20 protein-coding genes are annotated in these 20,880 nt (G+C 65.5%); 12 read left to right on the top strand and 8 right to left on the bottom strand.

The annotated features are described in order from the left end of the window. Positions 1–41 precede the first annotated feature (41 nt). From AC3AYF_RS03000 to AC3AYF_RS02990, 3 genes are all read left to right on the top strand, one after another. The gene (locus AC3AYF_RS03000) at positions 42–335 is read left to right on the top strand and encodes a hypothetical protein (RefSeq protein WP_295036142.1); all 294 of its coding nucleotides are present in this window, start codon (positions 42–44) and stop codon (positions 333–335) included. Between the two features lie 64 nt (positions 336–399). Then, positions 400–2,181: a bifunctional diguanylate cyclase/phosphodiesterase gene (locus AC3AYF_RS02995; protein ID WP_295036141.1), complete on the top strand. Its 1,782-nt coding sequence runs from the start codon at positions 400–402 to the stop codon at positions 2,179–2,181. Positions 2,182–2,310: 129 nt separating this feature from the next. Beyond that, positions 2,311–2,613 (top strand): DUF6482 family protein, encoded by a 303-nt coding sequence (locus tag AC3AYF_RS02990; protein WP_295036140.1) that lies wholly within the window; start codon positions 2,311–2,313, stop codon positions 2,611–2,613. A 190-nt stretch (positions 2,614–2,803) separates the two neighbouring features. Here AC3AYF_RS02990 and AC3AYF_RS02985 read toward each other — a convergent pair whose 3' ends face one another. Further along, positions 2,804–4,366 carry a cryptochrome/photolyase family protein gene (locus AC3AYF_RS02985; RefSeq protein ID WP_295036139.1) on the bottom strand — a complete coding sequence of 521 codons (1,563 nt, stop codon included), beginning with the start codon at positions 4,364–4,366 and terminating at the stop codon, positions 2,804–2,806. Between the two features lie 110 nt (positions 4,367–4,476). On the opposite strand from AC3AYF_RS02985, the gene hemH reads away from it, so the two are divergent. Further along, positions 4,477–5,460, top strand: coding sequence for a ferrochelatase (gene hemH / locus AC3AYF_RS02980; protein ID WP_295036138.1), 984 nt, complete (start codon positions 4,477–4,479; stop codon positions 5,458–5,460). A 30-nt stretch (positions 5,461–5,490) separates the two neighbouring features. Here hemH and AC3AYF_RS02975 read toward each other — a convergent pair whose 3' ends face one another. The 6 genes from AC3AYF_RS02975 to AC3AYF_RS02950 are packed head-to-tail and all read right to left on the bottom strand — an operon-like array spanning position 5,491 to position 11,323. After that, on the bottom strand, positions 5,491–5,883 hold the full coding sequence (locus tag AC3AYF_RS02975; protein WP_295036137.1) for a Na+/H+ antiporter subunit G: 393 nt from the start codon (positions 5,881–5,883) through the stop codon (positions 5,491–5,493). Positions 5,884–5,894: 11 nt separating this feature from the next. After that, positions 5,895–6,164 carry a K+/H+ antiporter subunit F gene (locus tag AC3AYF_RS02970; protein WP_110602547.1) on the bottom strand — a complete coding sequence of 90 codons (270 nt, stop codon included), beginning with the start codon at positions 6,162–6,164 and terminating at the stop codon, positions 5,895–5,897. Beyond that, a complete protein-coding gene (locus AC3AYF_RS02965) occupies positions 6,161–6,658 on the bottom strand; it encodes a Na+/H+ antiporter subunit E (RefSeq protein ID WP_295036136.1) in 498 nt (165 codons plus the stop codon). The genes AC3AYF_RS02970 and AC3AYF_RS02965 overlap by 4 nt, the downstream gene beginning before the upstream one ends. Next, positions 6,655–8,172 carry a monovalent cation/H+ antiporter subunit D gene (locus AC3AYF_RS02960; protein WP_295036135.1) on the bottom strand — a complete coding sequence of 506 codons (1,518 nt, stop codon included), beginning with the start codon at positions 8,170–8,172 and terminating at the stop codon, positions 6,655–6,657. The genes AC3AYF_RS02965 and AC3AYF_RS02960 overlap by 4 nt, the downstream gene beginning before the upstream one ends. After that, complete coding sequence (locus AC3AYF_RS02955; protein WP_295036134.1) at positions 8,169–8,519, bottom strand: Na+/H+ antiporter subunit C; 351 nt, start codon at positions 8,517–8,519, stop codon at positions 8,169–8,171. The genes AC3AYF_RS02960 and AC3AYF_RS02955 overlap by 4 nt, the downstream gene beginning before the upstream one ends. Next, positions 8,519–11,323: a monovalent cation/H+ antiporter subunit A gene (locus AC3AYF_RS02950; RefSeq protein ID WP_295036133.1), complete on the bottom strand. Its 2,805-nt coding sequence runs from the start codon at positions 11,321–11,323 to the stop codon at positions 8,519–8,521. Before AC3AYF_RS02950 ends, AC3AYF_RS02955 begins: the two co-directional genes overlap by 1 nt. A gap of 750 nt (positions 11,324–12,073) precedes the next feature. On the opposite strand from AC3AYF_RS02950, the gene AC3AYF_RS02945 reads away from it, so the two are divergent. The 3 genes from AC3AYF_RS02945 (at position 12,074) to AC3AYF_RS02935 (ending at position 16,390) form a co-directional block, all read left to right on the top strand. Further along, on the top strand, positions 12,074–13,432 hold the full coding sequence (locus AC3AYF_RS02945) for a lytic murein transglycosylase (protein WP_295036132.1): 1,359 nt from the start codon (positions 12,074–12,076) through the stop codon (positions 13,430–13,432). A gap of 235 nt (positions 13,433–13,667) precedes the next feature. Next, on the top strand, positions 13,668–15,941 hold the full coding sequence (flhF, locus tag AC3AYF_RS02940; protein ID WP_295036131.1) for a flagellar biosynthesis GTPase FlhF: 2,274 nt from the start codon (positions 13,668–13,670) through the stop codon (positions 15,939–15,941). Next, positions 15,938–16,390: a hypothetical protein gene (locus AC3AYF_RS02935; RefSeq protein ID WP_295036130.1), complete on the top strand. Its 453-nt coding sequence runs from the start codon at positions 15,938–15,940 to the stop codon at positions 16,388–16,390. The genes flhF and AC3AYF_RS02935 overlap by 4 nt, the downstream gene beginning before the upstream one ends. Before the next feature lie 116 nt (positions 16,391–16,506). Here AC3AYF_RS02935 and AC3AYF_RS02930 read toward each other — a convergent pair whose 3' ends face one another. After that, positions 16,507–17,217 carry a 16S rRNA (uracil(1498)-N(3))-methyltransferase gene (locus AC3AYF_RS02930; protein WP_295036129.1) on the bottom strand — a complete coding sequence of 237 codons (711 nt, stop codon included), beginning with the start codon at positions 17,215–17,217 and terminating at the stop codon, positions 16,507–16,509. 217 nt (positions 17,218–17,434) lie between these two features. Here AC3AYF_RS02930 and purD point away from each other — a divergent pair, with 217 nt between their 5' ends. The 5 genes from purD to coq7 are packed head-to-tail and all read left to right on the top strand — an operon-like array spanning position 17,435 to position 20,830. Further along, entirely contained in the window at positions 17,435–18,730 is a 1,296-nt protein-coding gene (gene purD / locus AC3AYF_RS02925) for a phosphoribosylamine--glycine ligase (protein ID WP_295036128.1), read from the top strand. A 35-nt stretch (positions 18,731–18,765) separates the two neighbouring features. Continuing rightward, on the top strand, positions 18,766–18,894 hold the full coding sequence (locus AC3AYF_RS02920) for a hypothetical protein (protein WP_487779379.1): 129 nt from the start codon (positions 18,766–18,768) through the stop codon (positions 18,892–18,894). Beyond that, positions 18,884–19,756, top strand: a complete 873-nt coding sequence (locus AC3AYF_RS02915) for a phosphoribulokinase (RefSeq protein WP_295036127.1) — start codon at positions 18,884–18,886, stop codon at positions 19,754–19,756. Before AC3AYF_RS02920 ends, AC3AYF_RS02915 begins: the two co-directional genes overlap by 11 nt. Positions 19,757–19,800: 44 nt before the next feature. Beyond that, positions 19,801–20,145 (top strand): histidine triad nucleotide-binding protein, encoded by a 345-nt coding sequence (locus tag AC3AYF_RS02910; protein WP_110709808.1) that lies wholly within the window; start codon positions 19,801–19,803, stop codon positions 20,143–20,145. Between the two features lie 43 nt (positions 20,146–20,188). After that, complete coding sequence (gene coq7 / locus AC3AYF_RS02905; protein WP_295036126.1) at positions 20,189–20,830, top strand: 2-polyprenyl-3-methyl-6-methoxy-1,4-benzoquinone monooxygenase; 642 nt, start codon at positions 20,189–20,191, stop codon at positions 20,828–20,830. Positions 20,831–20,880 lie beyond the last annotated feature (50 nt).

Genomic DNA, 20,880 nt, shown 5'->3' with positions numbered 1-20,880 from the left:
GGCATTGCCGGTGTTTTGGAAAGACATCAAGGAGTCGAATCATGGCAGGCGGTTTTCAGCGGGGGCGTCGTCAACGGGTCCCCAAGATCGAGGTACGAGGCCAACTGGAGAAGCTCGAGCGCGAAGGCCCCTTCAAGGAGTGGCTGGGCATGCCCGATCTCTACCGTCACTGGCTGACGGTCGATGGCGAGCTCTACAGTTACCAGACGGAAGATGCCGAATTGCCGGTTGCCATCGGTGATCGCGTGGTATTTCGCTACAAGGAAGCCAAGGCGGGCAAGTGGATCGATCGCAACTCACTGGGCAAGGCGATCGACCCTTCCGATTATCAATGATCGCCGCCGTCTTGAGGTGGATGTAACTTTGTGTGTCATTGTTGTGTCATGATGTTGCTGTTTCATGGCATTCATGAACCCACCCCTCGCTCCCATCGATAACCCCTCCCTCGAGGAGATCGTCGCCCGTCGCGATCTGAGCGTGCATTTTCAACCGATCGTTTCCGTCGCGACCGGCCACATTCTGGCGTACGAGGCCTTGTCTCGCGGCCCGCGGGATTCGCCCTATGCCAATCCGATCCCGATGTTCCGGGCGGCCCGCGCATGCGACCTGCTGGCCGCGCTGGAGTGCGGGTGTCGGGAACGGGCGATCGAAAGCTGGGTGGGTACCGGCCTTGGCGAGCTTCTGTTCCTCAACGTCAGTCCGGAAGTCCTGATCGACCCGGAGAATCTCGGCGGGAGGACGCTGGCTCTGCTTGAGCAGCACGGTCTCTCGCCCGCCCGCATCGTCATCGAGATCACCGAACAGTCGCCGGGGATCGACCCCGACCTGATGGCCGAGGCTGCCCGCTACTATCAGGCGATAGGATTCTCCATCGCGCTGGACGATCTGGGAGACGGGTACGCCGGCCTGCGACTCTGGTCCCAGCTCAATCCGGACTACGTCAAGCTGGATCGCCACTTCGTCAGTCGTCTTGACGAGGATCGCGTCAAGCGCCGGTTCGTCCGCTCCATCATCGATATCGCGCACAGCATGGACAGTCGGGTCATCGCGGAGGGAGTGGAGCGGGAGGGGGAGCTGGATACGCTTCTCGAGCTGGGCGCGGATTATTGCCAGGGGTGGTTGTTCGCGCGCCCCGATGCCGCCCCCCACCGGATGCGCGAGGCGCTCGAGGCCCGGCTCGCTTCACTGGCGGCCAATCGTCGCCCGGCCACCGCCGCGACAGAGATCCAGCGCCTCAGCGTGCCGCTGCCTGCGCTGGATGCCGACCTCTGTGTGGCGGAGGCGTCCGAGCGCTTCAGCCGTCTGCCGCATGCCAACGCGCTGGCGGTCGTCGATGGCAGGAGCCGGCCGATCGGTATCCTGGGGCGTCAGCAGCTCATGGCGCTGCTCGGCAAACGCTTCGGTTTCGATCTTCACGGTCGTCAGCCCATCACCAAGGTGATGCGGACCCAGGCGCTCTGTGTGGAGGCCCACGAGCCGCTGGAGCGGGTCTCGCGCAAGGTGACGGGGCGCGACGAAGCCTCCCGGGACGAGGATTTCATCATCACCGACGGTGGCCGCTATCTGGGCATGGGGCACGTCATCAACCTGCTGCAACTGTTCACGGAACAGCAGGTTCAACTGGCGCGCCAGGCCAATCCGTTGACCCAGTTGCCCGGCAACCGCCCCATCAGGGTGGCACTGGAGCACTATCAGCGCCAGGCGCGGGGCTTCGTCGCCTGCTATCTGGATCTCGACAATTTCAAGCCCTTCAATGACCGGTTCGGTTACGCCCTGGGGGATCGAATGATCCTCGCGCTGGCGAATCTGGTGAGCAGCGAACTGGGGCGGGAGGACTTTCTGGGCCATCTCGGCGGCGACGATTTCATACTGCTGCTGGATGACGGGAAGAATCTCCACCGTCGGCTGGCCGGTATACAACGACGCTTCATCGCCGAGAGTCATGCGCTGGTTCCCGCCGACGCCAGAGCGGAAGGTGGCTTTCATGCCAAGGATCGCTACGATCAATGGCGTTTTTTTCCGCTGGTCCGCCTGTCGATCATCGCGCTTCGCGTCGGTGCCGAGGCCAGGGTCGAGAGCTTCGGCGACCTCTGGAGTCACTTCAAGCCGGCAGCCAAGCGCGCCGGCAACGGCCGGATCGTGGTGAGGCTAGACCGCCATTCGGCGCCTGTCGGGAAGTGAACGAACAGCGTGCCCTGACGTCTTAGTCACAGCTCTGTCACAACCGACTGTCAGGGTGTCGCGACGGGATGGCAAGGAGCGTCTCCCGATCCAGAATACGATTCCATAAACGACCCACAGGAGGGAACCATGGAACTCAAGGAGCTAGAGCAATATCAACGACATCATGAGAACTTCGAGATCCGCGTCATCGCCCATGCCGGCAGCCGCTACTATCAGGTCATGCTGGAACCGGAAGACGGTGCCACGCAGGCCTTGACCCGGCGCGGCAAACCGATGCTGTTTCGCTCCCTCGACGATGTCTATGGCGAACTGAAACAGGCCGGCATCCACCGCGCCTATCTGGTCCAGCAGGTTGCCAACGACGAGATCGTCGGGCACGATCCGCATTATCACGATCCGCTGCTGTCGCGGATGCCGCTGGTCTTCTGATCCCGGACCGACGGTCTCGATGACGCCAAGTCGACAAATTTTCCATTCACCAACCTGATTTCCCTCCGGCGAGTCCCGCAGTGACTTGCCATGCTCTGGAGGGAATACTCTTCTCTCTTCTCTCTGCTCTCTGCTTTCTTCTCTCGTCTACGCCGGTGCCGGCTTGTCAGGCTCCGCGAACCTCCCGTCGTCAGCGACGCTGGTAGCCTTCTGCGTGATCACCTTGGCCGTAGGGCGCCTCGAAGTGGATCGAGCGCAGGAAGCGCGCTGCCTGGTCGAGGATGGCCGCTCGCTTGTCTTCCTGCATGCGATCCCAGCTCCCGTAGATCAGTTTCATGCGGTGGTTGCCACGTAGACGCTCGCGATGACGCTCCAGAAAGTGCCAGTACAGGCTGTTGAAGGGACAAGCGCCCTCGCCGGTGACCTTCTTGACGTCGTAGCGGCACTGGCGGCAGTGGTCCGACATGCGGTCGATGTATTTTCCCGACGCGCAGTAGGGTTTGGACCCGAGATAGCCACCATCGGCGTAGAGGGTCATGCCCAGGGTGTTGGGCAGCTCGACCCATTCGAAGGCGTCGACGTAGACCGCCAGGTACCAGTCGCAGAGCGCCGCGGGGGCGACTCCGCAAAGCAGCGCGAAGTTGCCGGTGATCATCAGGCGCTGGATATGGTGGGCATAGGCGTTGTCGCGGGTCATCTCCAGGGCGCGCCGGACACAGCGCAGATCGGTGTCGGCGGTCCAGTAGAAGTCGGGCAGGCCACGCCGTGCGTCCAGGCGGTTCTCGCGCTTGTAGTGCGGCATGCGTTGCCAATAGATGCCGCGGACGTATTCCCGCCAGCCCAGGATCTGGCGCACGAAGCCTTCCACGGCGTTGATGGGAACCTCGTCCCGGTGCCAGGCCGCCACGGCGGCATCGCACACTTCGCGTGGAGAGAGCAGGCCGATGTTCATCGCCGCCGAGAGCCGCGAATGAAACAGCCAGGGTTGTTCGTCGCTGATGGCGTCCTGGTAGGTGCCGAAGTCGGGTAGTGCGTGGGCGATGAAATGGTGCAGGTCGCTCAGCGCCTGGCGCCGCGTGACCGCCCAGTTGAAACCGTCCAGGGTGCCGAAATGGTCGCCGAACTGGGACTCCACCAGCGCCAGGACCTCGCGGGTGATGGCGTCCCGGCGATGGCGCGGCGGCTCGGGAAACCCAAGCCCCTTCTCGAGGGGCCGTCGGTTGTCGTGATCGAAGTTCCACTGACCGCCGGCCGGTTCGTCTTCCTCCATCAGCAGTCCGGTACGCTTGCGCATCTGGCGGTAGAAGTCCTCCATCCGGAAGCGCTTGCGCCCCTCGAGCCACTCGCCGAACTCGGCGATGGAGCAGTAGAAGCGGGTATCGTCGTAGAGTCGCCAGCGTGTGCCCCGACGCTGGATGCGCTCCAGCAGTCGCCATTCGCCGGGATGCGTCACCCGGATTTCATCGCAGCCGTAGGCGTCGGCGAGTCGCTCGGCCTCCTGCAGCAGATCCTGGCGGTTGTCATCGTCGTCGAGCCGGCTGTAGTGGACCTGATACCCTTTGTCGCGCAGGGTATCCGCGAAGTGACGCATCGCCGACAATATCAGCGCGATCTTCTGGGGATGGTGAGGGACATACTCCCCCTCTGCCTTGACCTCGCAGAGAGCGACGACGGCGTTGGCGGGGGCGCCGGTGAGGACTTCCAGCGCCTCACTCAACTGATCACCCAGCATCAGGATCAACGGACGCGACATGAAGTTATCCATAACTTATACACATGGTGTTGATCGTATAAGATGATCGGGTAAGTGCAAGCGACGATGGTAGAATTTCATCAAAGGATGGCAGGGAAAGGAGTGGTGCTATGGCGGCCCGTTACGGAGTGCTGCTGGTCAATCTGGGAACGCCCGAGGCGCCCACGGCCAAGGCCGTGAGAGAGTATCTCGGGGAATTCCTCGGCGACCCTCGGGTCATCGACGCGCCGCGCTGGCTGTGGTGGCCGATTCTGCACGGCGTCATCCTGCGCATCCGTCCGCCCAAGGTGGCCAAGGCCTATGCGTCGGTGTGGCAGGAAGAGGGGTCACCGCTGCTGGCGATCGGCCGGCGCCAGCAGCGCGCGTTGAGGGAGTCGCTGGCAGCCAGTACCGGAGAAGCGATCCCGGTGGAACTGGCGATGACCTACGGCAAGCCGAGCATGGAGGAGGCCGGGCTGGCGCTGCGCAAGGCAGGAGTCGAAAAAATCCTGGTGCTACCGCTCTATCCGCAGTTTTCGCGGACCACCACGGGCGCGGTCTTCCAGCGCCTGGCCAGGGCGCTGGAACCTTGTCCGCATCTGCCGGAGCTGCGCTTCGTACGCGATTACCACGACCATCCGGACTATATTGCGGCGCTGGCAGCCAGCGTCCGCCAGCACTGGGAGGCCAACGGCGACCGAGGTCGGCTGCTGATGTCCTATCACGGCATCCCCAAGCGCTACGTCGACAACGGCGACCCCTATGCCAGGCACTGCGAGACCACCAGCCGGCTGTTGGCCGAGGAGCTGGGGCTCGGCGAAGGGGAGTGGTTTCAGAGTTATCAGTCGCGATTCGGACGTGAGGAGTGGCTCAAGCCCTACACCGACGAAACGCTCAAGGCCTGGGGCGCGGACAAGACCGAGTGCGTCGACGTCATCAGCCCCGCCTTTGCGGCGGACTGCCTGGAGACCCTGGAAGAGATCGACGCCGAGAACCGCCACTACTTCCAGCAGGCCGGGGGGGGGCGCTATCGCTACATCCCCGCGCTCAACGAGCGTCCGGAGCACATTACCCTGCTGACCCATCTGGTCGAGCAGCACACCGCCGGCTGGTGATGCCGGCGACGGCAGCTCGCCAAGGCGCCGTCAAGGCAGAGGGGAGTCGCCCTGGGGGGCCTCCTCGATGGAGTGTTTGGGCTTGTCGCTCTCCAGCTCGACCGGATTGCCGCGGGTGCGGGGGTCGGGCTTCAGTTTGTGGTGCAGCGCGCTCTTGGCCAGCATGTGGGCCGACACCGGTGCGGTGATGAAGGCGAAAATGGTGATCAGCAGTTCCTGGATGATCGGGCCGTCTTCCCGGCTGAAGTAGATCAGCGAGCCGATCAGGGTGCAGCCGACGCCCAGCGTGGTCGTCTTGGAAGGGCCGTGTAGACGCATGTAGAAGTCCTTGAGATGCGTCAGGCCCAGCGAGCCGATGAAGGCAAACGCGCCACCGGCGATGAGCATGAAGGCGATCGCGCCTTCGATAATCGTGTTCAGCATCGTCCCGCCTCCTATTCGATGATGTCGCCGCGCAGCAGATACTTGCAGATGGCGATGGTGCTGACGAAGCCCAGCATCGCGATCAGCAGCGCCGCTTCGAAGTAGTCCTTGTTATTGACCCAGATACCGAACAGGACGATCAGCGCGATCGAGTTCATGTACATGGTGTCCACCGCCAGTACCCGATCCGGCAGGCTGGGGCCGACCACGGCTCGATAGAAGTTGAGTACGATGGCGGCGCAGAACAGCGCCAGCGCGATCCACAGGGCCATGTCGATCATGATTCGAAGATCTCCAGCAGGGGGCGCTCGTAGCGCTGGTGAATTTCGTCGATCAACGCCCTGGTGTCCGCCACGTCCAGCGCGTGGATGAGCAGGGTCCTGCCGTCGAGCCGCAGATGGGCGGAGACGGTGCCCGGCGTCATGGTGATGGTGCTGGCCAGGATGGTGATCGGAAAGTTCTCCTTCAATGTCAGCGGGTACTCGACGAAGGCCGGACGCATCCGCCCCCGGGGATCGAGTATCAACTTGGAGACCTGGATGTTCGCGGTCACGATATCGCCCAGGACGCGGAAGAAGTAACCCAGCAGTTTCAGAGGGCGCTTGATGGTCGGCTGGCGCTCCCAGAAAGGTCGGCAGATCACCGGGATCAGGATCGCCAGCACGCCGCCGAGGAGCCACTGCCCCAGCGCGACGCTCTGCTGCAGCAGTAGCCAGACCACCAGCAGCAGCAGCGACAATACCGGCATCGGCAGCCAGCGAGTGGGAGGAATCATGAGTCACCTCCGGCAACGTTGCGGGACAGGATCGCCTCGGCATAGGCGTCGTGATCGAGCAGTTGAGTGGCGCTGGCATCGGTGAATCGTGTGATCGGGGCGGCGAGAATCGATAGTGCCGGTGACGCGCCGATCAGCAGGATCAGCCCGGCCAGCATCGCCGGCTTCAACCTGGGGCCATCGCTATCGCCGCGCCCCGCCTTCCAGAACACGGTCGAGCCGCTACGCGCCATGGCGATGAGCCCGGCCAGGCTCGACAGCAGCAGCAGCGACCATAGCCAGGGCTGCTCGCTGGGTAGCGCGGCATTCAGCAGCAGCGCCTTGCCGATGGCGCCCGAGAGTGGCGGCAGGCCGATCACCGTGACCGCGCCGACGAAGTAGAACAGCCCCAGCAGGGCCGGTTGGGTTACACCGCGGCCGGGGACGATCCGCGCGCCGGCCTTGCCGCGCTGCTCGCCGATCGCGTCGGCCAGCAGGAACAGCCCGCCGCTGACCAGGGTGGTGTGGATCATGTAGTAGAGCAGGGCGGCGAGAGGCGCTTCGCGATTCATGCTGACCCCGACCAGCAGGGTGCCGACGGAAATCAGGATCAGATAGGCCACCTGATTGCGCAGGTCGCGGGCCGACAGGACGCCCAGGCCACCGAGTGCGAGTGTCGCCAACGCGAACCACCACAGCCAGGGCTGAACGAAGTTGGCCAGCTCGCCGGCACCGCCGCCGAAGATCAGCGTGTAGACCCGCAGGATGGCGTAGATCCCCACCTTGGTCATGATCGCGAACAGCGCCGCCACCGGCGCCGGGGCACTGCTGTAGGCCCGCGGCAGCCAGAAGTAGAGCGGCAGGATCGCGGCCTTGAGACCGAACACCACCAGCAGCAGGAAGGCGCCCGCCTTGATCAGGCCGAGCTGGTCGGGATCGAGCGCGGCGACCTTCTGCGACATGTCCGCCATGTTGAGCGTCCCGGTGGTGCCGTAGAGCACGCCGAGAGCGATCAGGAACATCGCCGAGCCTGCCAGGTTCAGCGCCACGTAGTGGAAGCCGGCCTGGGTGCGGTCCTTGCCGCCGCCATGCATCAGCAGCGAGTAGGAGGCGATCAGCAGCACTTCGAAGAACACGAACAGGTTGAAGATGTCCCCGGTCAGGAAGGCCCCGTTGATCCCCATCAGCTGCAGCTGGAACAGGCCGTGGAAGTTGCTGCCCTTGCGGTCGTCGCCGGCGCAGGCATAGGCGACGCTGCCCAGGGCCAGAAAGGCGGTCAGGCAGACCATCAGCGCCGAGAGTCGATCGAGCACCAGCACGATACCGAAGGGCGGCTGCCAGTCGCCCAGCGCGTAGTAGGTGATCTCGCCGCTGTCGCTCTGGATCACCAGCGCGGCGCTGATCACCAGCAGTGCCGCCGTGCTGGTCAAGGCGATCGCCCGGCGAGGCAGCAAGATCGAGTCTCGCTTGACCAGCATCGCGAGCCCGCTCAACAGCGGCAGGAGGATCGGAAGCACGATCAGGTGATGCATCATGACTTCTCCTCCTTCGGCTCTTCGCCGCGCTGGTCGTTGACCTGGTCGCTGCCCTGGTCGCCGCGCACGCGCATCGCCAGGATCACCGAGAACGCCGTCATGGCGAAGCCGATCACGATGGCGGTCAGGACCAGGGCCTGGGGGAGCGGATCGGCGTAGTCATTGACGCCGTCGCGGATGACTGCCGCGCCGTTGGTGGTGAGCCCGCCGGTGGAGAACAGGAACAGGTTGACCGCGTAGGAGAGCAGGGTCAGTCCCACGACCACGGGGAAGGTGCGGCCCCGCAGTGCCAGGTAGAGACCGCTGGCGGCCAGGAAACCGGTTACGGTGGCGTAGAGCGCTTCCATCAGACGGTCTCCTTTTCGTTCTCTTTGCTGGGCCGGTGTCGCGTGGTCAGTTTGCCCAGGTTGGCCAGAATCATCAGTGTGGCGCCGACGACCGTCAGGTAGACCCCGAGATCGAACAGCATCGCTGTGGCCAGCTCGATCTCGCCGATGTAAGGGATCGAGAAATGGCCGAAGGCGGAGGTCAGGAAGTTGTGGCCGAACAGCCAACTGCCGAGGCCGGTCAGGGTGGCGATGGCGACGCCCGTTACCGCGATCGGCTGGTACTGGAAGGAGAGGCGCTGCTGGGCCCAGTCCACGCCCCGGGCGATGTAGAGGAGGATCAGTGCCACCGCCGTCACCAGGCCGGCGATGAAGCCGCCGCCGGGTTCGTTGTGGCCCCGCAGGAAGATGAATACCGACACCAGCAGCGCCAGCGGCAGCAGGCTTTGCGACACGGTCGCCAGCAGCATGGGGTGCAGATCCCGGGACCAGGGGCGGCCTTCGCTGTCGCTCGATGGCATGAACAGGCGCAGGCGATTGAGCAGCTTGTAGATGCCGATGGCGGCGATGCAGAGCACGGTGATCTCGCCCAGCGTATCGAATCCGCGGAAGTCGACCAGGATGACGTTGACCACGTTGTGCCCGCCACCGCCGCTGACGCTGTTGTCGAGGAAGAAGCCGGAGATGCTGTCCAGCGGCCGGGTCAACAGGGCGTAGTTGAGACTCGCCACCACGCCACCGAAACCGGCCGCCAGCAGCACGTCCCTCACCACGCGCGCGCCGCTGGACTCCTTGGGCGTGCGCTGGGGCAGGAAGAACAGCGCCAGCATCAGCAGAATGACGGTCACCACCTCGACCGCCAGCTGAGTCAGCGCCAGGTCCGGTGCCGAGAAGCGGGCGAATGCCAGCGATACCATCAGCCCCACCACCGACAGCATCATCAGCGAGACCAGCCGGCGGCGGTGGAGAACGGCGGTCCCCAGGCCCGCCAGGATGGTGATGCCGGCGCCGGCGAGCAGCAGGCCGTCGAGCGGCTGCGGCTGGCGCGAGCCCTGCAGCTGATCGAGATCCAGCAGTCCGCTGCCGGTGAGGAACAGCACCGCCACGATCAGCCACAGCATGTAGCGCTGCAGCGAGCCGTTCTCGAGCCGGTCGATGGTGACCTGGGTCCACTGCAGCAGGCGCCGCACGCTGTGCTCGAAGATCATCAGCGCGTTGCGCTGGGGGAACTGGCGCTGGAAGCTGAACAGGTTGCGGCGCACGGCATAGATGCCGACACCGCCGGCCAGCGCGATGGCGCTCATCAGCAGCGGCAGGTTGAAGCCGTGCCAGATCGACAGATGAAGCTCCGGCCTCGGCGCCAGGATCGTGACCCGGGCGGCGGCATCGAGCAGCCCGGAAACCATCACCGCCGGTATCAGCCCGATGACGATGCACAGGCCGACCAGTATCAGCATGGGCAGGCGCATCCAAAACGGTGCTTCATGCGGCGTCTTGGGAAGCTCCTTCGCCTCCGGGCCGAAGAACACATTCCGAATCAGACGCAGCGAATAGGCCACCGAGAGCACGCTGCCGAGCGTCGCCAGGACCGGGATCAGCCAGGCCAGGCCGCCCAGCAGGCCGCTCTCCAGGGTCTCGGTCAGCATCATCTCCTTGGAGATGAAGCCGTTGAGCAGGGGCACTCCCGCCATCGAGGCTGCGGCCAGGCCCGCCAGCGCCGCCGTCATCGGCATGCTGCGGCGCAGCCCGCTCAGCTTGCGGATGTCCCGCGTGCCGGTCTCGTGATCGATGATCCCGGAGGACATGAACAGCGCCGCCTTGAACGTGGCGTGGTTGATGATGTGGAAGAGCCCCGCCACCACGGCCAGCTTGCTGTCCAGCCCGAACAGCATGGTGATCAGGCCCAGGTGGCTCACGGTGGAGAACGCCAGCACGCCCTTGAGGTCGTACTTGAGCAGGGCGAAATAGGCGGCGTAGATCATCGTCACCAGCCCGGTGAGGGTGACGATGTAGAGCCATAGCTGGGAACCGGCCAGCGCCGGGTGCAGGCGGGCGAGCAGGAAGACGCCCGCCTTGACCATGGTGGCGGAGTGCAGGAACGCCGAGACCGGTGTCGGTGCGGCCATCGCATGCGGAAGCCAGAAGTGGAAAGGGAACTGCGCCGACTTGGTGAACGCGCCGAGCAGCACCAGCAGCAGCGCTGGCAGATAGCGCGGGTCGGCCTGGATCAGTTCGCGGCTGTCGAGCACCGTCTGCATGTCGTAGGTGCCGACGATATGGCCGATCAGCAGGAAGCCGGCCAGCATCGCCAACCCGCCCATGCCGGTGACCGCCAGTGCCATGCGCGCGCCGCGACGTGCCTCGCTCTGCTGATACCAGTAGCCGATCAGCAAGAACGACGACAGGCTGGTCAACTCCCAGAACACCCACAGCAACAACAGGTTGTCGGCCATCACGATGCCGATCATGGAGGTCATGAACAGCATCAGGTAGGCGTAGAAGCGCGGCATGCTGTCTTCGGGCGCCAAGTAGTAGCGGGCGTAGAGAATGATCAGCAGCCCGATACCCAGAATCAACAGCAGGAACAGCAGCGACAGGCCGTCGAGCCGGAATGCCAGATCGAGGCCCAGCTGCGGCACCCAGCTCATGCTGGAGTGGTAGACCTCGCCCGCCACCACGCCCGGGGCATGGGCGATCACGATGCCCAGCGCGATCGCGGGAAGCAGGGCGGTGGACCAGGCATTGAGGTTGCGTTGCCGGTTACTGCTCAGCAACGGTACGAGGCTGCCCAGTAGTGGCAGCAGAACGATCAGCGGCAGTGACATGAAGTTGTCGCTCTATTCTTGGATCAGGGAGGCCCGTTTCTCGATCTGCCTGATGGCGGCAGCCGGTCGGCTCGAGCTTCGGTTCGCGCCGTCGCGATCGATCCGCGACCCCATCTCGCCTCAGTGTAAGCGATGTTGCCAGTCACACGAGGCGTGCGTCTTGGGGCGTGGTCAACGTCGGGGCGATGATGGCCTTTCTCCGCGCAAGACGAAGCGGTAGCCGTCTACGGACAAGTGGCGATGGCGATACCCATGATGCCATGGGGTAGCTGTCGCCGGATCAGAGGCGCTGGGGCGGATCGGTCAGGTAAGGACGACGAACGCCGCGAGGTGCCAGCATCCAGGCGGGGGTCTGGCTCCGAAGTGCGATCGTGCCAGCAATGGATGGCAGAGTCTGGGCACCGATACGAGTCGGGGCACCAATACGACAGGTCGCGCATGTCAGCGAAAGCTGGCTAGGCATGTGGCCCGGCATGGTGTCTCTCCTCCCTTCAGTAAACGCCTGGTCATGGTTCGCTGAGCGCGAAATTATTGAAAGTATTAATAAATTATGGAAACCGAATGGTGGCGTTGGTCCGACTTTACAACGCCGATATACACCTAGCCATAGGTTGCGATGGATGGCGGCTGCCCCGGCGCGGGTCGCTACCCCGGACGACGGGATACGCTACACTGCGGTGCAATCCGCCAGCGCAACCGCGTCGGCATCCAGCCTCTCCTGGAACCACCTCAGCATAAGGATGTGCCCCCGTGAAGCGTTCACTACCGCTCAAGGCCCCCGCCACACTCTCGCTCTGCCTCTCACTGGCGCTACTGGGATGCCAGAGCGTCGCCGACACCCATACCGCGTCGAAAAGTCGCGCCGGCGAGACGATCTCCTCCACCGCTCCCCGGGAGACGACGTCCAGCGCGTCCGACGCCCGGACGGCGACCGAGGAGACTGCTGCAGATTCCAGCGCTGCCGCGGATGCCGGGATCGCGCAGGATCCGGCCGGATTCGATGCCTGGGTCGATGAGTTCCGGCAGCGGGCGGCCGCCGAAGGCATCGATCAGGCGACGCTGGCGCAAGCGTTCGATCGGGTCAGTTACCAGCCCCGCATTCTCGAGTACGATCGCTCCCAGCCCGAGTTCACCCGCCAGATCTGGAGCTATCTCGACAGCGCCGTCTCGGCGTCGCGCATTTCCAATGGTCGCGAGCGCCTTGCCGCCAACCGGGCCACGGTGGAGGAGGTCACCCGGCAATATGGCGTCCCCGGAGAGATCATCGTTGCCATCTGGGGAATCGAGAGCAACTACGGCAGCAACTTCGGCGACTTCGAAACCATCGATGCGCTCTCGACGCTGGGCTTCGACGGCCGCCGTCAGTCGTTTGCGCGTGGCGAGCTGATGGCCGCGCTCAAGATACTGCAGAACGGTGATATCGACCGGGATCACATGCGGGGCTCCTGGGCCGGGGCGATGGGGCATACCCAGTTCATCCCGAGCAGCTTTCTGGCCTACGCGGTTGACGAGGACGGCGATGGCCGCCGGGATATCTGGGGCAGCATTCCCGACGTGATGGGCTCGACGGCCAACTACCTGGATGCTTCCGGCTGGCAGCGCGGACAACCCTGGGGCGTCGAGGTCACGTTGCCGGACGGCTTCGATTACTCCCAGACCGAGCTGTCGGTGCGCCACGCGACCCAGGCATGGCAGGCGCAGGGCGTGAAGCGTCTCGACGGCCAGCCTCTGCCCAACTTCGACCAGGCCTCGGTGATCGCCCCCGCGGGGGCCCGGGGGCCGGCGTTTCTGGTCGGCCACAACTTCCGCGTGATCATGCGCTACAACGCCTCGACCAGCTACGCGCTGGCCGTCGCCACGCTGTCGGACCGGCTGGCCGGACGACCGGGAATCCAGGGCGAGTGGCCACGGGACGAGCCGGCGCTATCGCGTGATCGCATCCGTCGCATGCAGCAGGGCCTCAACGACCACGGTTTCGATGTCGGCACACCGGATGGCCTGGTCGGCCCCAACACCCGCGCCGGACTGCGGGCCTACCAGCGCAGCATTGGCGTCACTCCCGACGGCTATCCGACCCAGTCCCTGATCCAGCGGCTGACCAACGGCTGACCCCACCTCGACGCGATGCGGGAACCTTCCCGCATCGCGCATCCGCCGGTTGCCATCCTCTCCTCGACGGATCGCCACCGCGCGTCGCTTCCCTATCGCTCAGCCTCGGAATTGGCACCGTTTTGACCGCCATTCCCGGCCATGCCCGGCCTCCGGTGACTGGCAGACTATGGCCGCGAATCTTCAGCGGCGGTCAGCGACTCCTGGCGGACTGCCCCGAACCATCGAGGAAGTCATGGGCGTCCAACGTTTCATAGCCAGTAACAGCCGCGAGGCCATGCGTCAGGTGAGGTCGGCACTGGGGGATGAGGTGCTGATCCTCTCCAACCGTGCGGTCGAAGGGGGTGTCGAAATCATCGCCATGCCGGAGCAGGCGCATGAGCAGGCGCTGGCCGGTCTCGACCCGTCGGCGGCGCAGGCGAGTCCCGCGGCGGCGGCCATGCCGGAGCCCGCCGCCACGCCCACGGTGGAGACGCTCGAGGCGCTCAACCGCCGCTTGCTGGATGACGTGCGTGCGCTGCTGCATGACAACGCCGCTTCCTCGCGGGCCGGTTCGCCATCGCTGACGGCCTCGTTGCATCGCCGCCTGATCCAGGCGGGGTTCAGCGCATCGCTGGCCGACGATCTCCTTCAGGATCCGCCGGAAGAGCTGCGCGACGAGCCCCCCGAATCTCCCGCCGTGGAGGCCTGGCTGCTGCGCCAGCTGCGCTCGCGGCTGACATGGCTGGAGGACGAGGACGCGCTGTTCGCCGATGGCGGAGTGTTCGCGCTGGTCGGTCCCACCGGTGTCGGCAAGACCACCACCACGGCGAAACTGGCCTCTCGCTACGTGATGCGCCACGGGCCCAAGGAGGTGGCACTGGTGACCACGGACAGCTATCGAATCGGCGCCGCGGAGCAGTTGCGAATCTACGCCAGGCTGCTGGGCACCGAGGTTCACGCGCTCGAGGAGGATGGCGATCTGGGGGAGCTGGTCGCCAGACTGACGCAACCGCGTCGCGCCTTGCTGTCACGCAGCGCGGGGAAGAAATTGACGGTGATCGATACCGTCGGCATGAGTCAGCGCGACCAGCGGCTGGTGGGGGAGATCGCACGCCTGGCCGAAGGGCCCGCACCGGCGAGACGCGTGCTCGTGCTCAACGCCGCCAGCCACGGCGATACCCTGGCGCAGGTCATCGAAGCCTGGCAGCAGGCGTCGCTGGATGCCGGGGAGCCGCTGTGGGGCTGCATCCTGACCAAGCTCGACGAAGCGGCGCGCCTGGGCAGCGTGCTCGATGTGGTCATGCGCCATCGTCTCAAGCTCTGCTATGTGTCCCGGGGGCAGCGCGTGCCGGAAGATCTCGAGCGGGTGGAGGCCGACGCGCTGCTCACCGAAGCGCTGTCGCTGGCGGGAAATTCGCCCTTCGACGAGCTTCGGGAAACGGAAGCGCTACCCCTGCCGCGGGCCCGCCAGCAGGCGCTCTCCCGCGGTGTGCTGCGCCAGGGCGGCGCGCTGGAGACGACACTCGGCACCTTGAGACAGCACAATCTGGGCATGGCGCTGCTCGAACAGGTCTGGCATCGCGCCAATCGCGTCGGGGCCGCCTCCGGCGATTTCGCGCGACTCATGGACGACATGACGCAGCAGCGGCTGGTGGCCTCCAGCCGCACCTCCCATGCGCTGTACTGGTCCAAGAGTGGCAATGTCAGCGGTGTCGACCGGGCGATGCCGCTGGTCTCGCTGGACCATCACGGCATGCCGCAGCCGCTGGCCTGGCCACGCCATCGGCTGCCGGCCGGCCAGCGCGGGCAGCTGGAGTGGGCGCGACCGCTCGGCGTCGGCTGGCACCTGTTCGCGCAGCTGCCGGATGTCCCGGAGCTGGAAGGTCTCGATAGCCAGGGGCAGGGCTGGTTGGCGTCGGTCACGGGAAATCGCCGCCTGCGTCACGCTGGCGAATGGCTGGCGCTATCGCAGGCGATGGCGTTGGGCGAAAGCGTCGGCAAGTGGACGGTGCGTCACCAGGGCCGCGCGGCGGATCTCCATGTGACGCGACTGGAGACGAGCATCAGCCAGCGCCGGCAGGATCATCACGCTCTGCCGGTCGTCGCCTGGCATGGAGAAGTTCGCGACCGCGACGACGGCCGCCGATTGGCGAGCCGCTACTGGCTCGGCACGGCACAAGCCGGCTTCGATGCCGCCTCGCGCCTGCCATCGGCGTTTGCCGGCGATGCCCTGCCCGGCATGACGCGGCAGGCGGACCGGATTCTGATCGATCGCGGCCTGGCGACCCACGACGGCGAGCAGCGCTGGCACCTGGCCGCGATGCTGGCAGCGCTGGCGCTACGTCTGAGCGAAGAGGAGCAGGCCTGGGCGATGGACGTGCGGGCCAGCTTGTCGGGCATCGCCCAGCGTCGTTGCGGACGTCGTCCCAAGGCCCTGCTTGAGGCGCTCATGGATACGCTGAGCGCTCACGCCGCGCTGGCGCGGGCGGGAATGGTCACGTCTGCCGACGTGGCCGTGGCGGCGTGAGCGACCAGGCGGCCGGCCTGCGCGCCCGGCTGAGCCCCGGCGCGCTCTCCCTGCGAGTGGTCGGCGAGCCGGAGGGCGAGGCGCTGAGGCGGGCGCTGGCCACGCTGCCCGCCCCGGAAGGCAGAACCTGGCTGGCGGTGGGGGAGCAAGAGGTGGGACCGCCTCCGGCCGGGTGGCTGTTGTGGGTGGATACGGCACGGCTCGACGTGGCGGATCTCTACCGACGGCTCAAGCTGGCGTTTCCCGTCGGTCCCGGGCGGATCCCCGTGCTGTGCTGGTTGCACGACTCGCGTGGTGGTGTCTCCTTCCCGGCGCTGGACGAGGAGAGCGCTCGCCTGCTCGATAATCTCGGCGTCACCGCGGCGCGGTTTCTCGGCATCGAGCTGATTCGCGATCCCGCGAGCTGGCTGAGCCGACACCCATCGATGGTTCAGGCCTCGGCGGGTTGATGTCGCTCGCCACCTCCCCGTTGTCGTCGGCGATGAGGCGGCGCATCAGTTCTCGGTCACCGCCGCCGGTACGACTGCCGTCGAGTCGATAGAGTGGGCGGTGGCGTCAGGTGGCGTCAGAATAGCCGCGCGAGCAGCGCGGTGACGGCGGTTTCCACGCGCAGAATGCGCTCTCCCAGATGAATCCCCTCGAAGCCCAGTTCGAGGAACCTTTCGACCTCGTAGTCGACGAAACCGCCCTCCGGGCCGATCGCCAGCAGCGTCGGCTCGGTGATGGCGCGGGGGCAGGCCTGGGCCAGTCCAGGGTGCGCCAGCAGGCCACGCTGGCCCTCGAGAAGGGTCGGCAGTCGATCTTCCACGAACGGTTTGAAACGGGTCTCCAGCGTGATCTCCGGCAGCCGGGTGTCGCGTGCCTGCTCCAGCCCGAGCAGCAGATGCTGGCGGATCTTCTCCGGCTTCAGTTCGGGGGATTGCCAGTAGCTCTTCTCGACGCGTCGGGTATGCATCAGGGTCACGCGTTTGACCCCCAGCGCCGAGACGTGCTCCAGCGTCCTCGCCAGCATCCGCGGGCGGGGCAGCGCCAGCAGCAGGTGCACCGGCAGTGGCGCCGGCGGCTCGCGGTCGAGGGTGATCCGGAACCGCGCCTCGGTGTCGCTCAGCGCGAGCAGCTCCCCGCGGCCCATCAAGCCATCCAGGGCACCCACCGTCAGGCTGTCACCGGGGGTCGCGCGGTGGACATCGACGAGGTGGCGCAGGCGGCGCGGGTCACGAATGGCGGCGTGGGAGTCGTCCAGCCACTCGTCGGGCTCTAGCAGGATCAGGTTCATGAGGTAACAATTCAACACGGTGTCGGGGAGCTGGCAGGGTAGTCATTCTGCCTGAGCGCTGCGCGCGAACCTAGCCGCGCGTGAACGTGGGCGGTCATGGATAGGGAATGCCATAGCGATGCACAGGATTGGCATCGATGGAGTACAGCGGCGAGCGGGATGCCTTTCTGACATAATGTCCCATTCACTCAGTCACAGCTTCAGAAGAAGGCTAGCGATGAAGGTTCTGATCATTGGCGGGGGCGGGCGCGAACATGCGCTGGCATGGAAAGCGGCACAATCGCCGCGGGTCGAGACGGTTTTCGTGGCGCCGGGCAATGCCGGCACCGCGCGGGAGCCGGGTCTGACCAACGTTGCCATCGATGTCATGGAGAGCGAGGCGCTGATCGCCTTCGCCCGCGATAACGCCGTCGACCTGACGATCGTCGGTCCGGAAGCCCCGCTCGTCGCCGGGGTCGTCGATGCGTTCCAGGCCGTGGGTCTGGCGATCTTCGGTCCGAGCGAAGGTGCCGCCCAGCTCGAGGGCTCCAAGGCGTTCACCAAGGATTTCCTGGCGCGCCATTCGATCCCCTCCGCCGATTACCGGACCTTCAGCGACGTCGCGCCCGCGCTGGCCTACCTGAAGCAGATGGGGGCGCCGATCGTGATCAAGGCCGATGGGCTGGCGGCGGGAAAGGGCGTGGTGGTGGCGATGCCCGAAGCCGAAGCCGAGGCGGCGATTCGCGACATGCTCGAGGACAACGCCTTCGGCGACGCCGGCGCGCGGGTGGTGATCGAGGAGTTTCTCGACGGCGAGGAGGCGAGCTTCATCGTCATGGTCGACGGCGAGCACGTGCTGCCGATGGCCACCAGTCAGGACCACAAGCGGGCAGGCGATGGCGATACCGGCCCCAACACCGGCGGCATGGGGGCCTATTCGCCGGCCCCCGTGGTCACTGAAAGCGTCTATCAGCGCATCATGGACGAGGTGATCCTGCCCACGGTCCGTGGCATGGCCGCCGAAGGGCATCCCTACACCGGCTTTCTCTACGCCGGGCTGATGATCGACGCCGATGGCGCTCCCAGGGTGATCGAGTACAACTGCCGCTTCGGCGATCCGGAAACCCAGCCGATCCTGATGCGCCTGAAAGGCGATCTGGTGGCGCTGTGCCAGGCGGCGCTCGAGGGCAAGCTCGACCAGGTCGAGTGCGAGTGGGATTCGCGTGCCGCCGTCGGCGTTGTGCTGGCGGCGGAAGGCTATCCCGGCAGCTATCGCAAGGGTGACGAGATCACTGGGCTCGAGGCAGCGGACGCGGCCGGCTGCAAGGTCTTCCACGCCGGTACCCGCATGAGCGACGATGGTCGCGTCGTCACCAGCGGTGGCCGCGTGCTATGTGTTACCGCTCTCGGCGAGACGGTCGGCGCCGCGGCGGCACGGGCGTATGCCGGTCTCGACGTGGTGCGCTGGCCCGGCGCCGAGTACCGGCGCGATATCGCTCATCGCGCCATCGCCCGAGAGCGTCAGTCGTCGTGAACAACCGGTCGCTTTAGCAACAAGGAAAATCCGCCATGCAGCAAGTGAGGCATCGATCGACGATCGGAGAGCGACTCGAACGCTCGAGCTGCCGCGGCATCGTGGCGGGTTCCCGCGCCAGCCGGTCGAGCTTGCTGAGTGAAGAGGTTCTGCATGTCGCGTGAATTTCCGATCATAGCGGTGACGGGCTCTTCCGGCGCGGGCACCACCACGGTCAAGCGCACCTTCGAGCGCATGTTCGCCCGCGAGGACGTGCACGCCGCGTTCATCGACGGCGACGCCTTTCACCGTTATTCCCGGGCGGAACTGGCGCAGATTCTGCAGGTCGAGCCGGAACGCAAGGCGGAACTCTCCCACTTTTCGGTCAATGCCAACCTGCTCGACCGGCTCGATGCGCTGTTCCAGGAGTATGGCGAAAGCGGCAAGGGCACCTACCGCCACTACATCCATGCCGAGGACAAGCGCATGATCGAGGCGGGCTGGCAGGTCGGGACCTTCACCGACTGGCAGCCGATCCCCAGTGGCACCGATCTGATGCTCTACGAGGGGCTGCATGGTGGCCTGGTGACCCACGAGGTCGATATCGCCAGGCACGTCGACATGCTGATCGGCGTGGCACCGACGATCAATCTGGAGTGGCTGCAGAAGATCGATCGCGATACCAAGCTGCGCGGCTACTCCCAGGAGGCGGTCATCGACACCATCCTCGGGCGCATGCACGACTACGTGCGCTACATCCAGCCCCAGCTGTCGCGCACGCACATCAATTTCCAGCGCGTGCCGACGGTGGACACCTCGAACCCGTTCGAGCTGCAGGACGTACCCAACGATGGCGAATCGTTCGTGGTCATTCGGTTCCGGGATCCGGCGGCCGTCGACTTCCCCTACCTGGTCACCATGATCCATGATGCCTTCATGAGCCGACCCAACACGCTGGTCGTCCCAGGGGCGCGCCTGTCGCTGGCGATGGACCTGATCCTCGCACCCCAGGTGCGCCAGCTGCTGGCCCAGCGCCGTTTTCGTTGAGCCTGGTCGCCGACCGATACCTCATTCCGACATCAGGAGTTCTCATGGAGCCGACACTCTTCAGCAAGATCATCGACCGCGAGATACCGGCGGATATCGTCTACGAGGACGACGAGGTGCTCGCCTTCAACGACATCGACCCGAAGGCACCCACGCACATCCTGATCATTCCCAAGAAACCGATTGCCACCCTCAACGACATCGAGGAGGGGGATCTGGCGCTGATCGGGCGGCTGCAGTACACCGCGGCCAAGCTGGCCAAGGAGCTCGGGTTCGCCGAGGAGGGCTATCGCGTGGTGATGAACTGCAACGAAGCGGGCGGGCAGTCGGTCTATCATATCCACATGCACTTGCTGGGCGGGCGGCGCATGCAGTGGCCACCGGGTTGAAAATCTTCCAGCTCGCTCATGCGGCTTCAACAAGGAGGTTCCGATGACTCGCAAGATTTCCCGTGCCGACAATCTGATCCATCAGTTCGATACGGTGCTGCGCACGCTGGTGCCCAAGGCGGCCCAGCCGAGCCGACCGTCGCCGGCCAACGTCCAGCCGGAGGGCGCGCTCGACGACGAGCAGCGCCGTCACGTGGCGGGGCTGATGCGGATCAATCACACCGGTGAGGTGTGCGCCCAGGCGCTCTACCAGGGCCAGGGGCTGACGGCCAAGCTGACCGAAACCCGCGAGCGCATGGAAGAGGCGGCAGCGGAGGAGATCGATCATCTGGCCTGGTGCGATCAGCGTCTACAGGAGCTCGACAGCCGTACCAGCTATCTCAATCCGGCGTTCTACGTGGCTTCGTTCGGGTTGGGCGCGGTGGCCGGGGCGATCGGCGATCGGGTCAGCCTCGGCTTCGTCGCCGCCACGGAAGAGCAGGTGGGGCGGCATCTCGAGGCCCATCTGCGCAAGCTGCCGATCGACGACAAGCGCTCGCGCGCGGTGCTCGAGCAGATGCGCATCGACGAAGCGCAGCACGAGCGCTGGGCGCTGGAGTCCGGCGGCCAGCGCTTCCCGCTGCCGGTGAAGTGGGGCATGCGCCTGGTCTCGAAGGTGATGACCAAGAGTGTCTATCGGATCTGAGTCACGGGCTACGAGCCAAGAGCTACGAGCTGCGAGCTACGAGCTACGAG

It is taken from the genome of Salinicola sp., from assembly GCF_982684285.1.
Note: the sequence above shows the minus strand (reverse complement) of the source record. Positions and strands in the feature narration are given on the sequence as shown.

Excerpts from the sequence above, each read along its gene's own strand:
- AC3AYF_RS02910 (WP_110709808.1), top strand. The coding sequence starts at position 19,801 with ATGGAGCCGACACTCTTCAGCAAGATCATCGACCGCGAGATACCGGCG.
- AC3AYF_RS02965 (WP_295036136.1), bottom strand. The coding sequence starts at position 6,658 with ATGATTCCTCCCACTCGCTGGCTGCCGATGCCGGTATTGTCGCTGCTG.
- AC3AYF_RS02920 (WP_487779379.1), top strand. The coding sequence starts at position 18,766 with ATGCAGCAAGTGAGGCATCGATCGACGATCGGAGAGCGACTCGAACGC.
- purD (WP_295036128.1), top strand. The coding sequence starts at position 17,435 with ATGAAGGTTCTGATCATTGGCGGGGGCGGGCGCGAACATGCGCTGGCA.
- AC3AYF_RS02950 (WP_295036133.1), bottom strand. The coding sequence starts at position 11,323 with ATGTCACTGCCGCTGATCGTTCTGCTGCCACTACTGGGCAGCCTCGTA.
- AC3AYF_RS02985 (WP_295036139.1), bottom strand. The coding sequence starts at position 4,366 with ATGTCGCGTCCGTTGATCCTGATGCTGGGTGATCAGTTGAGTGAGGCG.
- AC3AYF_RS02990 (WP_295036140.1), top strand. The coding sequence starts at position 2,311 with ATGGAACTCAAGGAGCTAGAGCAATATCAACGACATCATGAGAACTTC.
- AC3AYF_RS02995 (WP_295036141.1), top strand. The coding sequence starts at position 400 with ATGGCATTCATGAACCCACCCCTCGCTCCCATCGATAACCCCTCCCTC.
- AC3AYF_RS02975 (WP_295036137.1), bottom strand. The coding sequence starts at position 5,883 with ATGCTGAACACGATTATCGAAGGCGCGATCGCCTTCATGCTCATCGCC.
- flhF (WP_295036131.1), top strand. The coding sequence starts at position 13,668 with ATGGGCGTCCAACGTTTCATAGCCAGTAACAGCCGCGAGGCCATGCGT.
- AC3AYF_RS02930 (WP_295036129.1), bottom strand. The coding sequence starts at position 17,217 with ATGAACCTGATCCTGCTAGAGCCCGACGAGTGGCTGGACGACTCCCAC.
- AC3AYF_RS02915 (WP_295036127.1), top strand. The coding sequence starts at position 18,884 with ATGTCGCGTGAATTTCCGATCATAGCGGTGACGGGCTCTTCCGGCGCG.
- AC3AYF_RS02970 (WP_110602547.1), bottom strand. The coding sequence starts at position 6,164 with ATGATCGACATGGCCCTGTGGATCGCGCTGGCGCTGTTCTGCGCCGCC.
- AC3AYF_RS02955 (WP_295036134.1), bottom strand. The coding sequence starts at position 8,519 with ATGGAAGCGCTCTACGCCACCGTAACCGGTTTCCTGGCCGCCAGCGGT.
- coq7 (WP_295036126.1), top strand. The coding sequence starts at position 20,189 with ATGACTCGCAAGATTTCCCGTGCCGACAATCTGATCCATCAGTTCGAT.
- hemH (WP_295036138.1), top strand. The coding sequence starts at position 4,477 with ATGGCGGCCCGTTACGGAGTGCTGCTGGTCAATCTGGGAACGCCCGAG.
- AC3AYF_RS03000 (WP_295036142.1), top strand. The coding sequence starts at position 42 with ATGGCAGGCGGTTTTCAGCGGGGGCGTCGTCAACGGGTCCCCAAGATC.
- AC3AYF_RS02960 (WP_295036135.1), bottom strand. The coding sequence starts at position 8,172 with ATGATGCATCACCTGATCGTGCTTCCGATCCTCCTGCCGCTGTTGAGC.